This window comes from Micromonospora sp. DH14 (genome assembly GCF_029809455.1).
GTDB classification, from domain to species: Bacteria; Actinomycetota; Actinomycetes; order Mycobacteriales; family Micromonosporaceae; genus Micromonospora; species Micromonospora parva.
The window spans coordinates 164,105-182,922 of sequence record NZ_JARVKT010000006.1 but is presented as its reverse complement, the minus strand read 5'-3'; the positions used below and the strand labels follow the sequence as shown (position 1 = coordinate 182,922).

Here is an 18,818-nt window from a genome sequence, read left to right as displayed (position 1 = left end):
CCGGTCGTGACGCTCGATGACCTGACGGCGATGATGGCCGCAGACGAAAACCACCGGTACGAAATCAGCCCCGAGGGAGTCGTCTCGATCATGCCGCCGCCGGGCTACAACCACGCGATCATCGCGACCCGGCTCATGGTCTGGCTCGCCCAGGGCGGTGTTCCGGCGGAACACATCGCTCAAGCAGTCGGCTTACGCATCCCGGGCCGTGACGGTGGTGTCGGTGGGCGCATCCCGGACCTGGTCGTATGGAGCAAGGCCCAGGTAGATGGCGTATGGCTGCCGGTCGCCGACGTGCTCCTCGTGGTCGAGATCGTTTCGCCCGGCTCCGAGGGCGTCGACACGGTGACCAAGCGCAGCGAATACGCTGCCGCCGGCATCCCCCAGTACTGGGTAGTGGATCAGGATTCGGCACAGACCGTGACCATGCACCGCCTGGACGGCGACCAGTACGTCACCCAGGCGACCATGCCGCTCGCGTGGGTTCTCAACACCGGCCTGGATGAGCACGGCCTAGGCTGACGCGGCCAGTGCCGGGTCCATCCGCCATGCCGGACTGGGCAGCTCAGTTGAAGGCAAGCGCCTGAGTCAAGATCGGTAGGTCGAACGGAACCACCAGGCGTAACGGCTTGTCGGTCCGCCTCCCGTTCTGAGTGATGATGAGCGCCATACTCTGTTGCCCGGCAAGACAACTCTGGCTGAGCAGGTCGATCACCTCCACCACGGTGATCGCCCTGGGGACCAGAACCGCACCCTCCCCTGGTTCGGCGAAACGAAGCACCTGCCGAACCGGTTCCTCCTCGGCAATCCCCGTGTTCCTGGTCAACTGATCGGCGAGCCACCGCGCGATGGCGTTGGTGGTCAGCACGCCGACGTAGCCGTCGTCGTACACCGGCAACTGTGAGTACCCGAAGGCACGGACGTGCTCCAGCGCGATGCTGATGGGGTCGTCCGGGCGCACCGCGCAGACCTTGCCGGATTTGAGGACCGTCAGCGCCAACGGCGGTTCGATGATCTGCTGTCGAAGATGTTCGATTTCCTGCACGACGGTTTCGACCGGATCGGCGATCGGCCGGCCACCGTAGTAGGTGCCGTGGCTGATCGCGTTGCGCAGCGAGGCGAACGCGACCAGGGCGTTCCGCTGTTGCTGCGACAGCGTCCGCCGTTGCCCATAGTCCCGGATCAGTTTGGCGAACCCGACCGCCACATCGGCCCGCAGGGTGGAACGGAAGTGCTTTTCGATGTCATTGAACGCGGCGAGAAATCGCGCGCCTGCCGTCATGATCGTCACCGGCGGAGCGTGACACACACCCCGAATCATCACCGTGACGCCCAACGAACGCTGTTCACCAGCTCACACGACGACGGCACTCATTGTGACCGAGCCGGACGTTTGGCAGCTGATCGGCGCACACCGTGTCATGGCCTGCTCATTGAGCCGTGTCACGGTGGTCCGTCGCCGGTATCGCCTCGAGCGGCGGGAGTAGTCGCTGTCGCGCAGGAGGCATCGCCGGCCGCCCGGCATCAGCAGGTCGCAGAAGACCCGATGACGGAGAACTGCTGGTCCCCCTCTGGGGCAATGTCGTGTACGTGGGTGATTCCGGGTGCGATAACGGCCAAGCTCCGGACGACGCCAGCCGCGAAGAGAACTTAGATTGGACGGCGGCCGGGCCCATCAATCAGGCAGGGAGGCCTGCACTCATGACGGCGGATGTGCCGTAGCGGCTTTCGATGAGCGGGGCGGCGTGGTCTTCAAACGGATGTGGCGGGACCTACGACGGCAACCTCAATGGTTCCTTCGGGCAATGCTGGTATCGGCGGCTGGCACCTTTGCTGCGATGCTGATGAGGGGCCCCCACCAGGGGTTCGGTGGTCCAGTGTTGTACTTCGCCGTGCTACTCGGGTCCGGTGCGATGCTCGTGTCGTCGGTCGTACTGGTGCTGTTGCGCGGGCGGGACTCGCGCCGGTGACCGGGAGAGCACCCCCGACGTCCGAAGCTACTTGATGACCTGCCGTCCGAGAACACCACCATCGGGCGATGCGACACCCGCTTGGTCGATCAGGACGTGGCGATTTCGACCAGCGCTGATCGGTAGGTCGATCAGGCCCGGACGGACTGGAGGCGCCTGGTCAGCGGCGTAGGCGGCGGGAGCAGTCGCCGTCGTGGCCGTCGCGCAGGAGGCAGCGCCGGCCGCCGGGCAGCCGCAGATCGCAGAAGACCCGGTGGCGCAGGCACTGCTGGTCCTCCGCGGAGACGGTGGTCTCCCCCGGGTCGGTCATCGGCAGCACCAGCATCCATCGGCCGATGACCCGGGCCAGGCGTTGCGCGGCAGGCAGGTCGTTGGCAACGACGGGCAGGTGGATGACGTACCGCTGGCTCATCGAGCCTGGTCCCGCTCGTTGCGGGCGCGGGCCTGATCGGTCTGCCAGCGACGCAGGCCGGCCTTGATCCGGGCGGTCTCGCGGCGGCTGTCCGCGAGGGCGGCGTAGACGGCGGCCATGTCGCCGGCGACGCGGTCGAGGAAGGCGTACACGTCGTCGGGGTTCAGGCCGCGACGCGCGAGCCTGGTCGGCGGGAAGCGGCGCTCACGCACCTGCCACGGCAGCAGACTGGTGTACGCGGCGGAGCGGTAGGTCGCGCCGCCGCGCGGCGGCTCTGGTCGCTGGTTGCTGGCGTTCATGTCTGCCTGCCTTCCTGCTGCGGAGGGGCGAGGGGTTCGGGAGACACGGCGGCCGTTCGGGGGGACCGGCCGGCCGCCGTGCTGTGATCAGCCTGCGACAGTCCGCAGTGGAAACACAACGTTCCACACCGCAATTTCCCCGTTGTGCATTGACTTTCTTTGCTGAAACCCGTAGGAGTTGCAGGAGCGGGTCACGCAGTGTTGCGTGGCGGAACCAGGGAGTGTGCGGATGCCCGAAGACATCGGATCGACAGTGCCGCGCCGGCAACTCGGCCGGCTACTGCGACAGTTCCGCAACGAGGCCGGGGTGACCCTCGACGCCGCCGCCGAGGCCCTCGAATACAGCCGGCAGAAGATCTGGCGCCTCGAATGCGGCCAGGGCTCGGTCCGGGTGCTCGACGTCAAGGCGATGTGCGAGCTGTACGGGGTGTCGCCGGAGATGACCGAGGCGATGCGCGGGCTGGCCATGGAGACGAAGTCGAAGGGCTGGTGGCACGCGTACGGCGATGCGGTGCCGAACTGGTTCGAGCTGTACGTCGGCCTGGAATCCGCCGCCGCCCACCTCCGCCGTTATGACGAGTCGCTCATCCCTGGGATCCTTCAGACCAAGGAGTACGCCCGCGCGCTCTATCGCCTTGGCGGGATGCTGAACGAGGAGGAACGCGAGCGCGCGGTCCAGGTCCGGCTTCAACGGCAGGCACTGCTCTCTCGGCGTCTGCCGGCAGCTCCCAGGGTTGAATCCGTGTTGTCCGAGGCGGTGCTTCGGCGTGGCGTCGGCGGCCCACCCGTCATGACCGAGCAGCTCGCTCACCTCACCAAGCTGTCCGAGCTACCGAACGTCAGCGTCAGGGTGCTGCCCCTGGCAGCAGGCCCTCAGCCCGGGGCCGTTGCGGGATCCTTTGTGATCCTCGACTTTCCCGCGACCAAGGGCGGTCGTACCGCGCCCGAACCGTCCGTGGTCTACAGCGAGTCATTGACCGGCGCTCTGTACCTAGACAAGCCCGACGAGCTGGCCGCCTACCAGCGCGTCTGGCGGGGCCTGGATGCGCTGGCCCTCGGCGAGGCAGAATCGACTGACATGATCAAGCGGATCGCTGGGGAGATGCGGCATGACTGACCTGAGCGGCGCCGTCTGGCGCAAGAGCACCCGCAGCGGCGATAACGGCGGTGACTGCGTCGAGGTCGCCACCAACCTTCCCGGCGTTGTCGCCGTGCGCGACTCGAAGGATGCCCCGGGACCACTACTCACCTTCACCACCCAGGCCTGGACGGACTTCATCGCGGCGGCCAAACATGAGGGCCGCGCCAACTGAAGGTGCGGCGTCGCCGATGGTGTGCGGGCATCGCCTTAACCAGTCGGCCACCAGTCACCTGCCCACTTCGGCGGCGGTGTGACGGCGAGGTGCGGCTCCGCATTGATCGGTTCGAGAGCGTGCACCACCCGCAAGTGCCCGTCGGCCGCCGCGTCCTCGTCGATGATGACGCAGCCACTGCTGCCGTCGGTGCTGACCAGCAGCCACCGGTTGGGGTAGATGCTGCCGTCGTCGACCAGCGCCCGCACCCCGAAGGCGCGGGCCAGGGTGATCGCCAACTCTCGGTCACCCTGACCGGTGGCGTCGGCTAGGTCGGTGTCACCGGTCAGGATCCAGCCGAACTCCTCGTCCTGCGGTGGAGGGCTGAGCATCGCGACCGGCCGAGGGTCATCGACTGCTCGATCCTCGACGCGTCCCACGTAGACAGCGTCCGGCGAGATGCCGTAGCTCTCGTTCAGAAATCGGCAGAGCGCCCCGGCAGGCAACTCCTGCTCGAAGTGGATCTGATAACGCACCCTCACCCCCCGGGTAGCTCCCCTAACGCCGACCGCCATCGCACGTCTGTTGCGCGTGCGGGAATTGCGCGTCCCTGATGGACGTCAATCACGTGTCACTCAATCGAAGCGCCAGCATTTTGTCCGACCACCGACAGAGTTAAATGCGAGCCGGATAGCTGACACTGCACTTCTTCGACCACCGCGCTAATCTGCCTTCGGCGGTTTCGCTGAAACAGGCGACCATTCCAAAGGGAGAATGTCATGTTCATCGTGGCGACGCAGGATCCAAAGACGCGCGGTCAGTCCGAGGCTCCCGAATCGGGCGCGGATGCGTGGGGTGCCCTCCTACCCATCGACGCCGGCCTCACGCAGGCCGAGGCGGACCGGCAACTGGCCACCTACCTGGCCGGGGTGCAGGCGGGCGAACCGCTGTGCATCCGCGCGCACGGCAACGACGAGGAGATCGGCGACGCCGAAGCCGGCGCGAAGGACTGGGGCTGGACGTACAAGAAACTGGCCCGGATGCTGGCCACCCACCTGACAGCCACCCCGAGCGTCGTCCTGATCCGGTCGTGCGCCGAGGAGGTGACCAACTTCCCCACCCAGATGGCGGTCCGCCTGGAGTCCAACTGGCCGGGCGCGAACCACCTCGACGGGGTCGTCATCTACGGCTACAACACGTCCGTCAGCATCAGCACGCCAGTCCCCTCGCCGCAGCAACTGACCAAGAACGTCCAGATCCAGCCGGTCATCATTTCGTTGTGACCGACGACCGCACCTAGCAATTGGTTCCCGTACGTAATTCCTTCAGCAACTCGGGCTCTCGCATCGACCTGTCGCATTCGCGCGGAATGATTCTGCGAGCAGTCCGAGTACCGCTGACTTGCTGATTCGCCACACCTACAAGGTTCTGCTGACCTGCCGATGCGGAGCACCGTCTACGAAACGGCCGTCGGAGACGACCTCGACTGACGACCGGTGGGCTCGGCAGCACGACAGCTGCGAAGGGGCACTCTCGCCACCCGGTGTCACCTCGTCAAGGGATGTCTGGGCGAGCAGGTCAGCGCGACCGGTCCAGTGACCTATGGTGAGAAATCGGACGCCGGGTGGGCGGCCCACGGCCGTGGGGTTTCACGTAGTTCAGCTGGAGGGTGGACCGATGACCGACAACGCCCTCGGCGTCGACGACCGCTGAGATGGACTGGGCCGGATGGGCGTTGTTCGGGTTGGTCGCCACCGCGGCGCTCACCGCGGCGATGATCACCGCTCAACTTGCCGGTCTCACCCGGCTCGACCTTCCCCTGGTGCTCGGGGCCTTCGTCACCGGGGACCCGGACCGGGCTCGGGTCGTCGGGTTCTTCCTGCATCTCTGCACCGGTCAGGGTTTCGCACTCGGTTACGCGGCCGCGTTCGCGTTGTTGCACCGTTCCACCTGGTGGATCGGGGCGGTGTTGGGGGTCGTGCATGTCGGGATCGCGTTGACGGTGATTCTGCCGCTGCTTCCCGGTGTCCACCCGCGGATGGCGTCGCAACGGGCGGGGCCGGCCAGCACTGCGGTGTTGGAGCCGCCCGGGTTGTTCGCCGTCAACTACGGCATCCAGACCCCGCTGGTCACGGTTGTCGTCCACGTCGTCTACGGGGCCTTCCTCGGGTTGCTCCTGCAAGCCCGGTGACCCGCGTGACCCACCGCTCGTCCAGGCGGCCCGGCACGGAGCGGTCTACATGACCGACGGGCCACCGATCAGCGACCACGGGCTGATCGGCGACACGCGCACCGCCGCCCTGGTGGCCAGTGACGGCGCGATGGACTGGCTGTGCGTGCCACGTTTCGACGGCGATCCGCTGTTCGGCCGACTGGTCGGGGGCCCGGAAGCCGGCACGTTCCGGGTCGGCCCGGCCGGGGCGGCCACCGTCGTCGAGCGACGGTACAAGCAGCACACCGCCACAGTGGAAACCACCTGGGCAGTGGGCGGCGGTCGGCTGCGCCTGACCGAGGCGATGGTGGCCGAGGTCAGCGGCCGGCTGCTGCCGACGACACTGATCGTGCGACGGTTGTCGGCCGAGCAGGCGCCGGTCGACGCGGTGGTGGAGTTCGATCCCCGCCTCGGCGTACGGCACCGCCGGCCGCGTACCCATCACCGGCGCCAGGGCCTCGTATGTGAGTGGGGGGCGCTCGCTGTCGCGCTGGACAGCACGCCCCCGTTCAGAATTGAACCGGGTCGGCCCACCTCGGTCACCGTCCGGCCGGGCCGTCCGGTCACCCTCGTCCTGGCCGTGGCCCACCGCGAACCGCTGATCCACGTCGAGCCGGAGGCCGCCTGGGACCTGCTCGTCGAGGACGAGGCCCGGTGGCGGGCCTGGACCGCGGAGATCGACGAGCGGCTGCCGTTCCGGGAACACGTCGCCCGAAGCCTGCTCACCATGCGGCTGCTGACCTACTCGCCGTCGGGAGCGCCGGTGGCCGCACCGACCACGTCGTTGCCCGAGGATCCCGGTGGCGGACGCAACTGGGACTACCGCTATGTCTGGCCCCGGGACGCCAGCATCGGCGTCAGCGCCTTCCTCAGCGTGGGTAAGGCCGACGAGGCCCGCGGTTTCCTCGCGTGGCTGCTGCACGCCAGCCGGTTGCAACGGCCACGCCTGCCGGCGCTGCTCACCGTGCACGGCCGGCACGTGCCGGCGGAACGAGAACTGCCTGGCTGGCCCGGTTACCTGGACAGCCGTCCGGTGCGGATGGGCAACGGTGCGGCGGGTCAACACCAGCTCGACGGCTACGGCTGGGTGATCGACGCCGCCTGGGCGTTCGCTGCGGCCGGGCACCGCCTGGACGCCGAGACGTGGCGGGCGGTGCGCGGCTTCGCCGACGTGGTCGTCGACTGTTGGCAGGAACCCGATGCCGGCATCTGGGAGGTGCGGGAGCCCGGCCAGCACGTCCATTCCAAGCTCATGGGCTGGCTCGCGCTGGATCGCGCCCTGGCCATCGCCGACACGCACCCCCTGCGGGAGGCTCAGCGTCGACGCTGGCGGAACGCCCGCGATGCCATCGCCGCCGAAGTCCGGACGCGCGGCTTCGACGCGAGGGCGGACAGCTACGTCCGGGGGTACGGCTCCGCCGATCTCGACGCGGCAGTGCTCGTCCTGCCGTTGCTGGACATGGACCGGGCCGAGTCACACCGGGTGCGGGGCACCGTCGACGCCGTGCGGCACAGGTTGTCCGCCGGCGGCCCACTGCTCTACCGCTACCCGCCCGGACGTGACGGCCTGCCCGGCACCGAGGGCGCGTTCCTGCCGTGCTCGTTCTGGCTCGTTCAGGGCCTTGCCCGCACCGGGCGTCGCCGCGAGGCCGTCGACATGTTCCGGGCCATGGTTGATTACGCCAGCCCGCTCGGCCTCTACGCCGAGGAGGTGGACCCGGCGACGGGTGCCCACCTCGGCAACTACCCGCAGACGCTGACCCACGCCGCGCTCGTCCAGGCGGCACTCGCCATCCGGGACGCTCCCGCTGGTGACGGGTCTGCCTGACGGGCCGTCCGGGCGCGGGACACGCCTGCGGGACGGCTCGCGCGGGTAGGGTTCCGATCATGACGATTCCGCATCTGACGGCCGCCGACGGCACCACGTTGCCGGCGATCGGGCTCGGCACCTATCAACTGAACGGCTCGGCGGGTGTCGACGCGATCGGTCAGGCGATCCGGGCGGGTTACCGGTTGCTCGACTCGGCGTTCAACTACGAGAACGAGGGCGCTGTCGGTCGGGCCGTGCGGTCGGCGGGCGACGTACGGGACGAGCTGATCGTCACCTCGAAGCTGCCGGGGCGGCACCACAGCTACGACGAGGCGCTGACCACCGTCGAGGAGAGCGTGTTCCGCACCGGCCTCGACCGGATCGACCTGTACCTGATCCACTGGCCGAACCCGAAGGTCGACAGGTACGTGCAGGCGTGGCGGGCGCTGATCGAGGCCCGCGAGCGCGGGCTGGTGCGGCACATCGGTCTGTCCAACTTCCTGCCCGAGCACATCGAGCGGCTGGTGGCCGAGACCGGGGTCGCCCCGGTGGTCAACCAGATCGAGGTGCACCCGTACTTCCCGCAGCAGGAGGCGCTCGACTACCACCGGGAGCACGGCATTCTGGTGCAGGGGTGGAGCCCGCTCGGCCACGGCAACGACCTGCGACAGCATCCCGTGATCGGGGAGATCGCGGCGGCGCACGGCGTCAGCCCGGCGCAGGCCATCCTCGCCTGGCACGTGGCCCGTCAGGTGATCCCGCTGCCCAAGGCCGCCTCCCCGCAGCGGCAGGCCGAGAACCTGGACGTCTTCGGGATCACGCTCACCGACGCGGAGGTGGCGGCCATCACCGCGCTGGGCCGCCCGGACGGGCGGCTCTCGGACCAGGACCCGGCGGTGTACGAGGAGTTCTGACCGACCCGCCGCACCGGACGGTCAGGGGGTCGGGAGAGCATGGGACGTGCTCGACGGACTCGACGACATCGACTGGGCGCGGCTCGGTCACGCCTACGGGGCGGCCGACGACGTGCCCGACCAGCTGCGCGCCCTGCTCTCCCCCGATCCGGTGACCCGGGACGAAGCCCTGGGTGACCTCTACACCAACGTCTTCCACCAGGGCGGTCGGTTCGAGGCGAGCGCGTACGCGGTGCCGTTCCTGTTGGAACTGCTCGCCGATGCGGCCACCCCGGACCCGGCGGCGGTGCTCGGGCTGCTGGGCGCCCTGGCGGTCGGCTTCGACGAGGGTGTCCTCCCCGACGGTTTCCCCGTGGCCGGACACCGCCGGGCCGCCGAGGGCGGGCGTGAGCTGCTCGCCGCGAAGCCGCCACCGTGGACCGGCACGGACGAGTCGATGAAGGAGTATGTCGAGTACACCTACGTCGAGTCCCTCACCGCCGCGGAGCAGCGTCGGCTGTGGGCGTACGTCGAACTGTCGGTCTACGACGCGGTGCGCGCCGGGGTGCCGCTGTTGCGCACCCTGCTGCACCACAGCGACCCGGGCGTGCGGGCGGGCGCGGCGTACACAGTGGCCTGGTTTCCGGAGGAGGCCACCGGCAGCGTGCCCGCGCTGGCCGCCGCGATCGACGCCGCCGGGAAGCCCGGCGTCGAGGTGACGTCCGGCGAGCTGGCGACGATGCTGGTGGCGTCGGGGCTGCTCGGCGCGGTGCCGGACGTCCGCTGGTTGGCCGATCCGCGCCCGGTTGTGCGGTGGGGCGCCGCGATCGGTCGGGCCCGCGTCCTCGGCGCGGCGGCCGACCCGGCGACCGTCGAGGAGCTGCTGAGCTGGGCGGCGGCCCCGCCCGACGGCATCGCCGCCCCCGACCACGCGGCCGATCCGAGCCGGGACGAGGTGCTGACACCCCTGCCCGAGGGGTGGGTGCCGTTCCTCGACGGCGACCTCGGCGGCTACGCGGGCCTGGCCCTGCGGCAACTCGGCCCGCGGCACAGCGACCGGGCCTTCGACGCGTTGCTCGACCGGCTGCCCGTCGTCAGCGGTGACCGGTCGTTGACGGTGCTGGGTGCCGCGCTGCGCCTCGCCTTCCCGGACGGTCCCGCGCCGACGGGGACACCGGTCGCGGCGTTGACGCCCCGGCAGCGGCGGCTCGCCGAGGTGCTGGGCCGCTCAACACAGCCGTGGCTGATCGACGGGCAGGAGTTCGGCAACGTCAGCATGCTGGTCGAGGAGTACGGCCTGCCGGGAAGCCGCCCGGAGATGCTCGCGTACCTGCGGTAGCCGCCGACCAGCGGCGGACGGCCCGGCGCTGACCGGCGACCGCCAGCGGGGGCGCTCAAGCCATCGGCCCCGCCCCGCGTGCGCTCAGGCGGCCGCTTCCTTGTGCGGCGCTGCCGCGAAGTGGCAGGCCGCCGCGTGCCCGGCGTCCACCTGCACCAGTGGCGGGGTCGTGGTGGCGCAGACCTCCTCGGCCTTCCAGCAGCGGCTGCGGAACCGGCAGCCGGTCGGTGGGTCCATCGGGCCGGGAACGTCACCGGCCAGCCGGATCCGCGTCTTCGGCGCCCCGCCGCGCACCACCCCCAGATCGGGTACGGCCGAGAGCAGCGCCTGGGTGTACGGGTGCGCGGGCGTGCCGTAGAGCGAGTCGCGGTCACCGATCTCGGCGACCCGCCCCAGATACATCACCGCCACCCGGTCGCAGAAGTGCCGCACCACGCCCAGGTCGTGGGCGATGAAGACGAACGCGATGCCGAACTCCTTGCGCAGGTCTTCGAGGAGGTTCATCACCTGCGCCTGGATCGACACGTCGAGCGCGCTGACCGGTTCGTCGGCGACGATCACCTTCGGCTGTACGGCCAGCGCGCGGGCGATGCCGATGCGCTGCCGTTGGCCGCCGGAGAACTCGTGCGGGTAGCGGTTGTAGTGCTCGGGGTTGAGCCCCACCACCTCCAGCAACTCCCGGACCCGGTCCAGTTCCCTGCCCTTGGGCACGATGTGGTGCACCCGCAGGGGCGCGCCGATGATGGTGCCCACCGTGTGTCGCGGGTTGAGCGACGAGTACGGGTCCTGGAAGATCAGCTGCAGCTCCCGCCGGTACGGCCGCAGGTCCTTCTCCTTCAGGTGGGTGATGTCGGTGCCCTGGTAGAGGACCTGCCCACCGGTCGGCTCCAGCAGCCGGGTGATCAGACGCCCGGTGGTGGTCTTGCCGCAGCCGGATTCACCGACCAGCCCGAGCGTCTCGCCCGCGCGCAGGTGCAGCGACACCCCGTCGACGGCCCGGATCCGGTGGTCGTCGCGGCCGAACCAGCCGTCGCCCCGGGCGGTGAAGTGCATCTCCAGGTCCCGCAGCTCCAGCAGCGGCGTACCTTCCCCGCCCGGCTGGTCGGCCGGGGCGGGGCGGATCGCGGTGTCGGTGGTGGTGCTCATCTCGTGCTCCTTCACGGCAGCCGGGGCAGGATGTCGGCGGCGAAGATCCCGGCCGGGTCGGGCAGGTGGCAGCGGGAGGTCCGGGTGGTGTCGCCGGTGCGGGGGACCAGGTCGGGCAGGTCGACGGCGCAACCTGCCACCCGGCCGGCGAACTCGCAGCGCGGGTGGAACGAGCACCCGGCGGGCAGCGCGAGCAGGCTGGGCGGGGTACCGGGGATGGGGTGCAGCCGGGCCGGTTCGCCGGAGACCGCCGGGATGCTCTCCAGCAGACCCCAGGTGTACGGGTGCAGTGGCTGGCCGAGGATCGACTCGGCCCGGCCGTACTCGACGCCGCGCCCGCCGTACATGACCAGCACGTCGTCCGCGATCTCGGCGACCACACCGAGGTCATGGGTGATGAAGAGGACCGCCGAGCCGAAGTCCTGCTGCAACTCCATGATCAGGTCGAGGATCTGCGCCTGCACGGTGACGTCCAGTGCGGTGGTGGGCTCGTCGGCGATCAGTAGCTTGGGGTCGTTGACCAGGGCCATCGCGATCATGGCGCGTTGCCGCATGCCACCGGAGAACTGGTGCGGGTAGTCGTCCAGGCGGCGGCGCGGGTTGGGGATGCCGACCCGGCCGAGCATGTCGACCGCCCGGTCCCGGGCGACCCGCTTGGACACCCGGTGGTGCGCCCGGTACGCCTCGATGATCTGGTCGCCGACGGTGAAGTACGGGTGCAGCGAGGACTGCGGGTCCTGGAAGATCATCGCGGCGTTGGCGCCCCTCCGCTTGCGGAGTTCGGCCGGCGGCATGCCGACGATCTCCTCGCCGCCGACCGTGATCGAGCCGGTCATCCGGGTGCTGCGCGGATCGTGCAGACCCATGATGGCCATGCTGGACACACTCTTGCCGGAGCCGGATTCGCCGACCACCGCGAGGGTGCGGCCCAGCGGCACGGAGTAGCTGAGCCCCTGCACCGCCCGCACCAGCCCGTCGGCGGTCGGGAAGCTGACGGTGAGGTCGGTGACCTCCAGGTAGGGCTGCCCAGCGGCGCGGTCGCCGGCTACCCGGCGGGCGCGGGAAACCGTCTCGGGCCGTCGGGCCGGGGTCGACAGCAGTTGCGGTTCGGTCATCCCAGCCTCACTCGCGGGTCGAGGATCGTGTAGAGGATGTCGACGAGCAGGTTCATCACGACCAGCACCACCGAGCCGACCAGCACGCCGGCCATCAGCACCGGCAGGTCGTACTGGTTGAACGCGCGCAGGGTGAGCACGCCGAGGCCGGGCAGGCCGAACATCGCCTCGGTGAAGATCGCTCCGGTCAACTGGATCGCCAGGTCGATGCCGAAGATGGTGGCGATCGGGGTGATCGCGGCGCGTAAACCGTGGCGGTAGACCACCCGGCGTTCGCTGATGCCCTTCGCACGGGCGGTGCGGATGTAGTCCTCGCCCAGCGTCTCGATCATGGACGCTCGGGAGTAACGGGTGTACGAGGCGGCGTTGGCCAGGCCGAGCGTCAGCCAGGCGGCCAGCAGCCCACTCGCCCAGGTGAGCGGGTTCTCCAGCAGCGGGTGGTAGGCGGCGTGCGGCAGGAACGTCGCGTACAGCGAGACGAGGAGCGCCACCACGAAGTACGGCACGGCGTTGATCCCGAGCGAGGTGCCGACCATGAGTCGGTCCAGGTAGGTGCCGCGTCTTCGGGCCGCGACGATGCCGGCGAGGATGCCGACGATCAGGTACACCACCGCGCCGCCGAGGACGAGCGAGACGGTGATCGGCAGCGCCTGCCCGATCAGCTTGGTCACCGGCTGACCGAGGGTGTACGAGTAGCCGAGGCAGGGCGCGTCACAGTCGATGGTGAGCCCACCGGAGTGGTACGTCCGCCCGACCGCGAGCCCCTTCAGATACTCGCCGACCTGCTGTGCCACGGGCTGGTCGAGGTTGAGGCTGGCGCTGATGTCGGCGTAGCGCTCCGGGGTGCAGCGCTGGCCGCAGATCGTCCCGGCCGGGTCGGTGGGGGCGATGAAGAACAGGCCGAAGCTGGCGACAAGCGTCACGATGACGACGGAGACCGCGCTGGCGATCCGTCGCAGGATGTAGATGAGCACCGCCGAGGCTCCTGGTGGCAGCGGGCCGGGCGCGGAGCCCAAGCCGGAACGGGGAGGGGGGTGGACGCCGGCCGGCGAAGTGCCGGAGGCCGGCCGACGTCCACGATGGGGGGTGCGGGGAAAGTCAGATCTTGAGGAACATGTTCAGGTAGAACGGCTCACCCATGGTGGCGTCGCCCTCGGCGCCACCGATGTTCGTGCCGATGGCGAAGGCGAGCTTGCCGTAGTAGCGCGGCAGAGCCACGTACATGCCCATGATTTCCTTGTCCAGCTCGCCCCACTTGGCAGTGGCCTGGTCGGCCGGGAGGTTGCCGATCTCGTCGATCTTGGCATCGAGCGCCTTGTCGCTGAGCATTCCCCAGCTGGTGCCGTCGCTGACGCTGTGCGACTGGAAGAGCACCGGGAACCAGCTACCGCCGCTCGGCCAGTCCGAGCACCAACCCTGCGGCGCCTGGCCCATGTTGACCGGGGCGTCGTAGTCAGCGATCTTGGAGCGCAACTCCGCGGTGGTGACACCGATCGGCTTCACGGTGAAGCCGGCCGCCTTGAACGCGTCGACCCGGATCTGGTTGGTCTGCTGCGGGAGCGGCTTGGTGTTGTCGTAGTACCAGCTGAGCTCGAAGCCGACCTTGCCGGCCGCCTCCAGGTCGGCCTTGGCCCCGGCCGGGTCGCCCTGACCGACACCGCTCAGGCCCGGCAGCGGGTCGTACTTGGTGTAGCCCGGCACGCTCGGCGGCAGGATGGTGCTGGCCGGCTGCGAGTTGAAGCTGTTCAGCCCGGCGGCCTTGTTGACCTGGTCGTACGGGTACGCCTTGGCGATCGCCTTGCGCACCTCCAGCGGGATCTTGCGGGTGTCCAGCTGCACGGAATAGGTGCAGGGCTGCTCGCCCTGGATCAACTGGGCCTTCTTGTCCCCGGTCACCTGCGGGATCAGCGAGGCGTCGATGGAGTAGGAGTTGAGCGCGTTGGCGTCCTCGCCGGCGCTGTTGAGCACCTGCTGCTGGGTCTTCGGGTCCTCGCCGCCCCACTTGAAGTCGAAGCCGTCCGGGTACTGGTGCCGCACCGCGTCGGTGTTCGGGTCCCAGTTCGGGTTCTTCTTCAGCTTCAGCTCGGTGCCGGGGGTGTAGGTGTCGAACTGGTACGGCCCGGTGGCGAGGGGGTTGTTCTTGTAGTTCTCCTTGGTGTCCTTGGCCTTCGGGATCGGCGTGAACGCCGGGAAGGACAGGTAGAAGGGCAGGTCCGGGAACGGCCGGGCCAGGTGGATGACCAGCGTGGTCGGGTCCGGAGTCTCCACGCCGGAGTATTCGTCGCCGCTGGCGTAGGGGCCCTTGTACGTGTCGCCGCCCTTGAAGTAGGTCAGCTGGTACGTCGGGCCGTTGGCGAACACGTCGTGGGCGAACGAGCGCTTGATCGCGTACGCCAGGTCCTCGACCTTGACCTCACTGCCGTCGGCGTACTTGATGCCCGACTGCATCTTGAACGTCCAGGTCAGCTTGTCCGACGAGACGGTGCCGAGGTCGGTGAGGTCCGGCACCAGAACCGGCTTGCCGCTGCGGATCGCGAACTGGGTCGGGCTGCGCATGACCAGCTTGGCGATCGCGTTGGCGTCCACGTAGTAGATGTCGGTCGGGTCGAACGTGTTCGGGGTCACCTGGGAGTAGACCGTGATGACGCCGCCCTTCTTGGCGCCCGGCACCTCGGCCGCCGGGCCCTTGGCGGTCGGGTCGAGCGCGTTCTGTTGGGTCTCGATGCCCTTGGCGTCACCCCCGCCGCTGCTGCCGTTGTTCGCCGAAGGGCTGCCGCAGCCGGCCACCGCCATGGTGGCGGCCAGAGCGGCGGCGAGACCAACCTTTAGTTGCCGCACAGACGTACTCCTGTCTTTTCCTTCAGTCAGCGGACCCCCGGCGTGCGGGGTCCGTGTTTCTCCTCCGACCCGGGGCGTCCTCATCGACGGGTCCGGGGATCGAAGGCGTCGCGCACGGCGTCGCCGAGCAGGCTCAGTGCGAGCACCAGGATCGTGATGCCGAGTACGGGCAACCACAGGTAGAGCGGGTCGGCCCGGTAGTACGTGGTGGCGGCGGAGATGGTCAGGCCCCAGGACGGGGTGGGCTCGATCAGCCCGGCCCCGAGCACGGTCAGACCGGCCTCGGCCACCACGTAGCCGGGCAGCGCCAGCGACACCGAGACCACGATCGGCGCCACCAGGTTGGGCAGCAACTCCTTGAAGAGCACCTGCCGGGTCGGGATGCCGAGCACCCTGGCCGCCGCGACGAACTCGCGCTCGCGCAGCGAGAGCACCTGCCCCCGGACCAGGCGGGCGAGGCTGGCCCAGCCGAAGAACGACAGCACGCAGATCAGCGAGATGAAGCGGATCTGGGCGACGTCCTCGGAACCGGCACCGTCGGCGCCGCCGAAGATCGCGACCAGGACGGCGGAGCTGGCGATCGCGAAGAGCAGGTACGGCAGGCTGAGCACCAGGTCGATCAGCCAGGAAAGCACCCGGTCGACCCAGCCGCCGGAGAAACCGGCGACCAGGCCCACGACCACGCCGATGATCGTGGTGATCGTGGTGACCGCGACGGCGACGACGAGCGACGGGCGGGCGCCGTACACCCAGCGGGCGAAGAGGTCGCGGCCCAGGCGGGGCTCCACCCCGAACCAGTGTTCGCCGGTCGACCCGATCGTCGGGTAGCCGAACTCGTCGATCAGGTTCTGGTGCAGGTCGCTGGCGTTCTGCCCCTCCAACCGGGCGAGCAGCGGCGCGAAGATCGCGATCAGGACGTAGGCCAGGCAGATCGCGGCACAGATCATCGCGATCCGGTCGCGGCGCAGCCGGGCCAGGGCGATCCGGGTCGGCGACTTGCTGACCGTCCGGACCGGGGCGGCGGGCGACGTCGCGCTCCGCGCCCGTCCGTCGTCCGGCTCTCCGGCGCGGAGCACCTGGGGCTCCGTGACCATCGGCTCCACGCGGGACGACCTCCTCATCGTGCTGACACATGACACCGCCACCCGGTGAAAATTCGTCCGGATGGCGGCCCTCGCGACAGAACGTTAGCCAGGCAAATGATTTCGTTGTGGGTCGGTTGTGTAACGGGCCCATGTCCTGAACGACAGTTCATTCGGCCATTCGGGCCGCCGATCACCCAACCCCATCAACGATTGCGGCGCGGCGGGCGCATAGTCACGCAGGGTCACCGCGAACCTTGCCACCGTCGACGCCAATGAGAAATGATCAATTTAACCGCAGTTCAATGCGTCGATGCCGCGCTCCTCCCGAGCGTAACCCCGGCACGAGCAACACCGTCCATCACTAGCTGTAACGGGTTTCGATGGAAAGTGATGTCGCGAATCGCTCATTCAAATCCACCTCAGCGCAGATCACAGAAATGCGGGAGCGCCATTTGACCTATGTTGATTGTCCATGCCTAATAGCGAGGCCAGCGGATAGGGTGATCCTCCGATTCCGGGAGGTGAATACTGGTCCGGTGGAGAGTGCCCGCCCCCGCCTGCTGCTGGTCGAGGACGACCGCGCGCTGACCGCGCTGCTCGCCGACCTGCTCACCGAGGAGGGGTACGAGGTCGACCTGGCCGGCGACGGGCAGAGCGGCCTGCGCCAGGCGCTGGCCCGCGACTACCAGCTCATGATCATCGACCGAGGGCTGCCGGTGCTGGACGGCCTGGGCCTGGTCACCCGGCTGCGGGAGCGTGGCGTGACCTCCCCGGTGCTGCTCCTCACCGCTCGGGGCGCGCTCGACGACCGGGTGGAAGGGCTCGACGCCGGCGCGGAGGACTACCTGGTCAAGCCCTTCGAGGTCGCTGAGCTGCTGGCGAGGCTCAGGGCGCTACGCCGCCGCCATCAGGACGCGGCGAGCCGACTGCCGCTGGGGCCGCGGCGCTGGTTGGACGTGGGCAACCGGCGGGTGCTCGACGACGGCGAGGAGGTCCCGCTGTCCGGCCGCGAGTTCGCGGTGCTGCGCGCCCTCGCCGGCCGGCCGACGAAGGTCTTCACCCGAGCTGAGCTGCTGAGCACCGCATTCGACCACGCCGACGCCCCGGGCAGCGTCGACGCCTGCGTCCATCACCTGCGCCGCAAACTGGGCCGGGGCGCCATTCGTACGATCCACGGTCTCGGCTACCGGATCGGTACGGGCTGAGCGCGTGGACGAGGCCCGGCTGAAACGTGCCCGACGGCGCAGTGTGGCGCAGACCGCCGGGGCGATCGGCGCTGTGCTGCTGCTGGTCGGCGCGTTGATGTTCGTCCTCACCAGCCGTCAGGAGTCCCGTGCGCTCAACTCCGAGCTGGGTCAGGTGCTCGTGATGGCCGAGGACGTGGACGACCCGCCGCCGGGCCAGTTCCTCGCCCGGCAGATGAGCGGAGCCGACCGGGCCGAGGTGACCAGCAGCGCATCGCCGGAGCTGGTCCGGGTCCTCGACGACGCGCTGCGGCGGGAGCCGGGGAGGTTCGACACCGACGCGGCCGACGACCGCCGCGTCCGGGTGGTGGTCGCCCACCGGCCCGACGGCAGCCGCTGGGCAGTCGCCGCCGACCTCGCGCCACTACGCCAGCGCCAGGACCAGCTCGGCATCGCGCTGCTGGTGGCCGAGCTGGCCGGTCTGGCCGGAGCGTTGGTGGCCGCGGCCCTGCTCGCCCGGCGGGCCGTCGCTCCCCTGGCCACCGCACTGACCCTGCAACGCCGCTTCGTCGCCGACGCCTCCCACGAGCTTCGTGCCCCGCTCACCGTGCTGCACACCCGCGTACAGGTGCTCGCCCGTCGCGCCCGGACCCAGCCGGCGGAACAGCTCACCGATCAACTCGACCAACTGGTGGCCGACACGCGGACGCTCGGCGAGGTCGTCGAGGACCTGTTGGTTTCCGCCGCGGCCGAGCACCAACCGCCACCGGACACGGTGGTCGACCTGGCGGAGGTCACCCACGACGTGGTGGCGAGCATGTCCGCGTACGCGCGGGAGCGGGAGATCGAGCTACGCGTCGAGGCCACCGGGGCAGCCTTGGTCCTGGGTGCTCGCACCGCCCTACGCCGGGCATTGACCGCACTGGTGGACAACGCCATCGGGCACGTGGCCGTTGGCGGGCACGTCACCGTGACCGTACGACGGCACGGCGGTCGGGTCGCCGCCGAGGTCGCCGACGACGGGGTGGGTCTCGACCCGGCCGAGGCGGACCGTCTCTTCGACCGGTTCGCGCACGGCACGGCCGGGGCGGGCCGCCGCTTCGGGTTGGGGCTGGCACTGGTGCAGCAGGTCGCGCAGGCCCACCGGGGATCACTCGAGGTCAGCGGCGCTCCGGGTCGCGGTGCCACGTTCACGCTGCTGCTACCCGCGTATTGAACCGATC

The 18,818-nt window shown here is 69.5% G+C and carries 19 protein-coding genes; 10 read left to right on the top strand and 9 right to left on the bottom strand.

What is annotated here, in order from left to right; genetic code table 11:
- The first annotated feature begins 6 nt into the window (after positions 1-6).
- Positions 7-522, top strand: coding sequence for a Uma2 family endonuclease (locus QCZ28_RS11165; protein WP_279516549.1), 516 nt, complete (start codon positions 7-9; stop codon positions 520-522).
- Between the two features lie 43 nt (positions 523-565).
- On the opposite strand, the gene QCZ28_RS11160 is transcribed toward QCZ28_RS11165, so the two are convergent.
- The 3 genes from QCZ28_RS11160 to QCZ28_RS11150 form a co-directional block, all read right to left on the bottom strand.
- Entirely contained in the window at positions 566-1,282 is a 717-nt protein-coding gene (locus tag QCZ28_RS11160) for a CBS domain-containing protein (protein ID WP_279516633.1), read from the bottom strand.
- An 848-nt stretch (positions 1,283-2,130) separates the two neighbouring features.
- Positions 2,131-2,382 carry a hypothetical protein gene (locus QCZ28_RS11155; protein ID WP_279516548.1) on the bottom strand — a complete coding sequence of 84 codons (252 nt, stop codon included), beginning with the start codon at positions 2,380-2,382 and terminating at the stop codon, positions 2,131-2,133.
- Positions 2,379-2,681, bottom strand: a complete 303-nt coding sequence (locus tag QCZ28_RS11150) for a DivIVA domain-containing protein (protein WP_279516547.1) — start codon at positions 2,679-2,681, stop codon at positions 2,379-2,381. Before QCZ28_RS11150 ends, QCZ28_RS11155 begins: the two co-directional genes overlap by 4 nt.
- Positions 2,682-2,910: 229 nt before the next feature.
- Here QCZ28_RS11150 and QCZ28_RS11145 point away from each other — a divergent pair, with 229 nt between their 5' ends.
- Together QCZ28_RS11145 and QCZ28_RS11140 are read left to right on the top strand one after the other, a co-directional pair.
- The gene (locus QCZ28_RS11145) at positions 2,911-3,798 is read left to right on the top strand and encodes a helix-turn-helix transcriptional regulator (RefSeq protein WP_279516546.1); all 888 of its coding nucleotides are present in this window, start codon (positions 2,911-2,913) and stop codon (positions 3,796-3,798) included.
- Positions 3,791-3,994, top strand: coding sequence for a DUF397 domain-containing protein (locus QCZ28_RS11140; RefSeq protein WP_279516545.1), 204 nt, complete (start codon positions 3,791-3,793; stop codon positions 3,992-3,994). The genes QCZ28_RS11145 and QCZ28_RS11140 overlap by 8 nt, the downstream gene beginning before the upstream one ends.
- Positions 3,995-4,029: 35 nt before the next feature.
- On the opposite strand, the gene QCZ28_RS11135 is transcribed toward QCZ28_RS11140, so the two are convergent.
- A complete protein-coding gene (locus QCZ28_RS11135) occupies positions 4,030-4,509 on the bottom strand; it encodes a hypothetical protein (protein WP_279516544.1) in 480 nt (159 codons plus the stop codon).
- A gap of 243 nt (positions 4,510-4,752) precedes the next feature.
- Here QCZ28_RS11135 and QCZ28_RS11130 point away from each other — a divergent pair, with 243 nt between their 5' ends.
- From QCZ28_RS11130 to QCZ28_RS11110, 5 genes are all read left to right on the top strand, one after another.
- Positions 4,753-5,256 (top strand): hypothetical protein, encoded by a 504-nt coding sequence (locus QCZ28_RS11130; RefSeq protein WP_279516543.1) that lies wholly within the window; start codon positions 4,753-4,755, stop codon positions 5,254-5,256.
- Between the two features lie 431 nt (positions 5,257-5,687).
- On the top strand, positions 5,688-6,164 hold the full coding sequence (locus QCZ28_RS11125; protein ID WP_279516542.1) for a hypothetical protein: 477 nt from the start codon (positions 5,688-5,690) through the stop codon (positions 6,162-6,164).
- A gap of 49 nt (positions 6,165-6,213) precedes the next feature.
- Positions 6,214-8,013, top strand: a complete 1,800-nt coding sequence (locus QCZ28_RS11120; protein WP_279516541.1) for a glycoside hydrolase family 15 protein — start codon at positions 6,214-6,216, stop codon at positions 8,011-8,013.
- A 59-nt stretch (positions 8,014-8,072) separates the two neighbouring features.
- Positions 8,073-8,909, top strand: coding sequence for an aldo/keto reductase (locus tag QCZ28_RS11115; protein WP_279516540.1), 837 nt, complete (start codon positions 8,073-8,075; stop codon positions 8,907-8,909).
- Between the two features lie 46 nt (positions 8,910-8,955).
- Entirely contained in the window at positions 8,956-10,227 is a 1,272-nt protein-coding gene (locus QCZ28_RS11110; protein WP_279516539.1) for a hypothetical protein, read from the top strand.
- 84 nt (positions 10,228-10,311) lie between these two features.
- Here the strand turns inward: QCZ28_RS11110 and QCZ28_RS11105 are convergent, their stop codons facing one another.
- The 5 genes from QCZ28_RS11105 to QCZ28_RS11085 all read right to left on the bottom strand — a co-directional run bounded on the left by QCZ28_RS11105 (position 10,312) and on the right by QCZ28_RS11085 (position 16,420).
- Positions 10,312-11,280, bottom strand: a complete 969-nt coding sequence (locus QCZ28_RS11105) for an oligopeptide/dipeptide ABC transporter ATP-binding protein (RefSeq protein ID WP_279516632.1) — start codon at positions 11,278-11,280, stop codon at positions 10,312-10,314.
- Positions 11,281-11,384: 104 nt separating this feature from the next.
- The gene (locus tag QCZ28_RS11100) at positions 11,385-12,488 is read right to left on the bottom strand and encodes an ABC transporter ATP-binding protein (protein ID WP_279516538.1); all 1,104 of its coding nucleotides are present in this window, start codon (positions 12,486-12,488) and stop codon (positions 11,385-11,387) included.
- Positions 12,485-13,462, bottom strand: a complete 978-nt coding sequence (locus QCZ28_RS11095; RefSeq protein ID WP_279516537.1) for an ABC transporter permease — start codon at positions 13,460-13,462, stop codon at positions 12,485-12,487. The genes QCZ28_RS11100 and QCZ28_RS11095 overlap by 4 nt, the downstream gene beginning before the upstream one ends.
- A 124-nt stretch (positions 13,463-13,586) precedes the next feature.
- Positions 13,587-15,326, bottom strand: coding sequence for an ABC transporter substrate-binding protein (locus QCZ28_RS11090; protein ID WP_279516536.1), 1,740 nt, complete (start codon positions 15,324-15,326; stop codon positions 13,587-13,589).
- An 80-nt stretch (positions 15,327-15,406) separates the two neighbouring features.
- Positions 15,407-16,420 carry an ABC transporter permease gene (locus tag QCZ28_RS11085; protein WP_279516535.1) on the bottom strand — a complete coding sequence of 338 codons (1,014 nt, stop codon included), beginning with the start codon at positions 16,418-16,420 and terminating at the stop codon, positions 15,407-15,409.
- A 527-nt stretch (positions 16,421-16,947) separates the two neighbouring features.
- On the opposite strand from QCZ28_RS11085, the gene QCZ28_RS11080 reads away from it, so the two are divergent.
- Together QCZ28_RS11080 and QCZ28_RS11075 are read left to right on the top strand one after the other, a co-directional pair.
- Complete coding sequence (locus QCZ28_RS11080) at positions 16,948-17,616, top strand: response regulator transcription factor (RefSeq protein ID WP_279516534.1); 669 nt, start codon at positions 16,948-16,950, stop codon at positions 17,614-17,616.
- A 4-nt stretch (positions 17,617-17,620) separates the two neighbouring features.
- Positions 17,621-18,811, top strand: coding sequence for a HAMP domain-containing sensor histidine kinase (locus tag QCZ28_RS11075; RefSeq protein WP_279516533.1), 1,191 nt, complete (start codon positions 17,621-17,623; stop codon positions 18,809-18,811).
- The last annotated feature ends 7 nt before the right edge of the window (positions 18,812-18,818 follow it).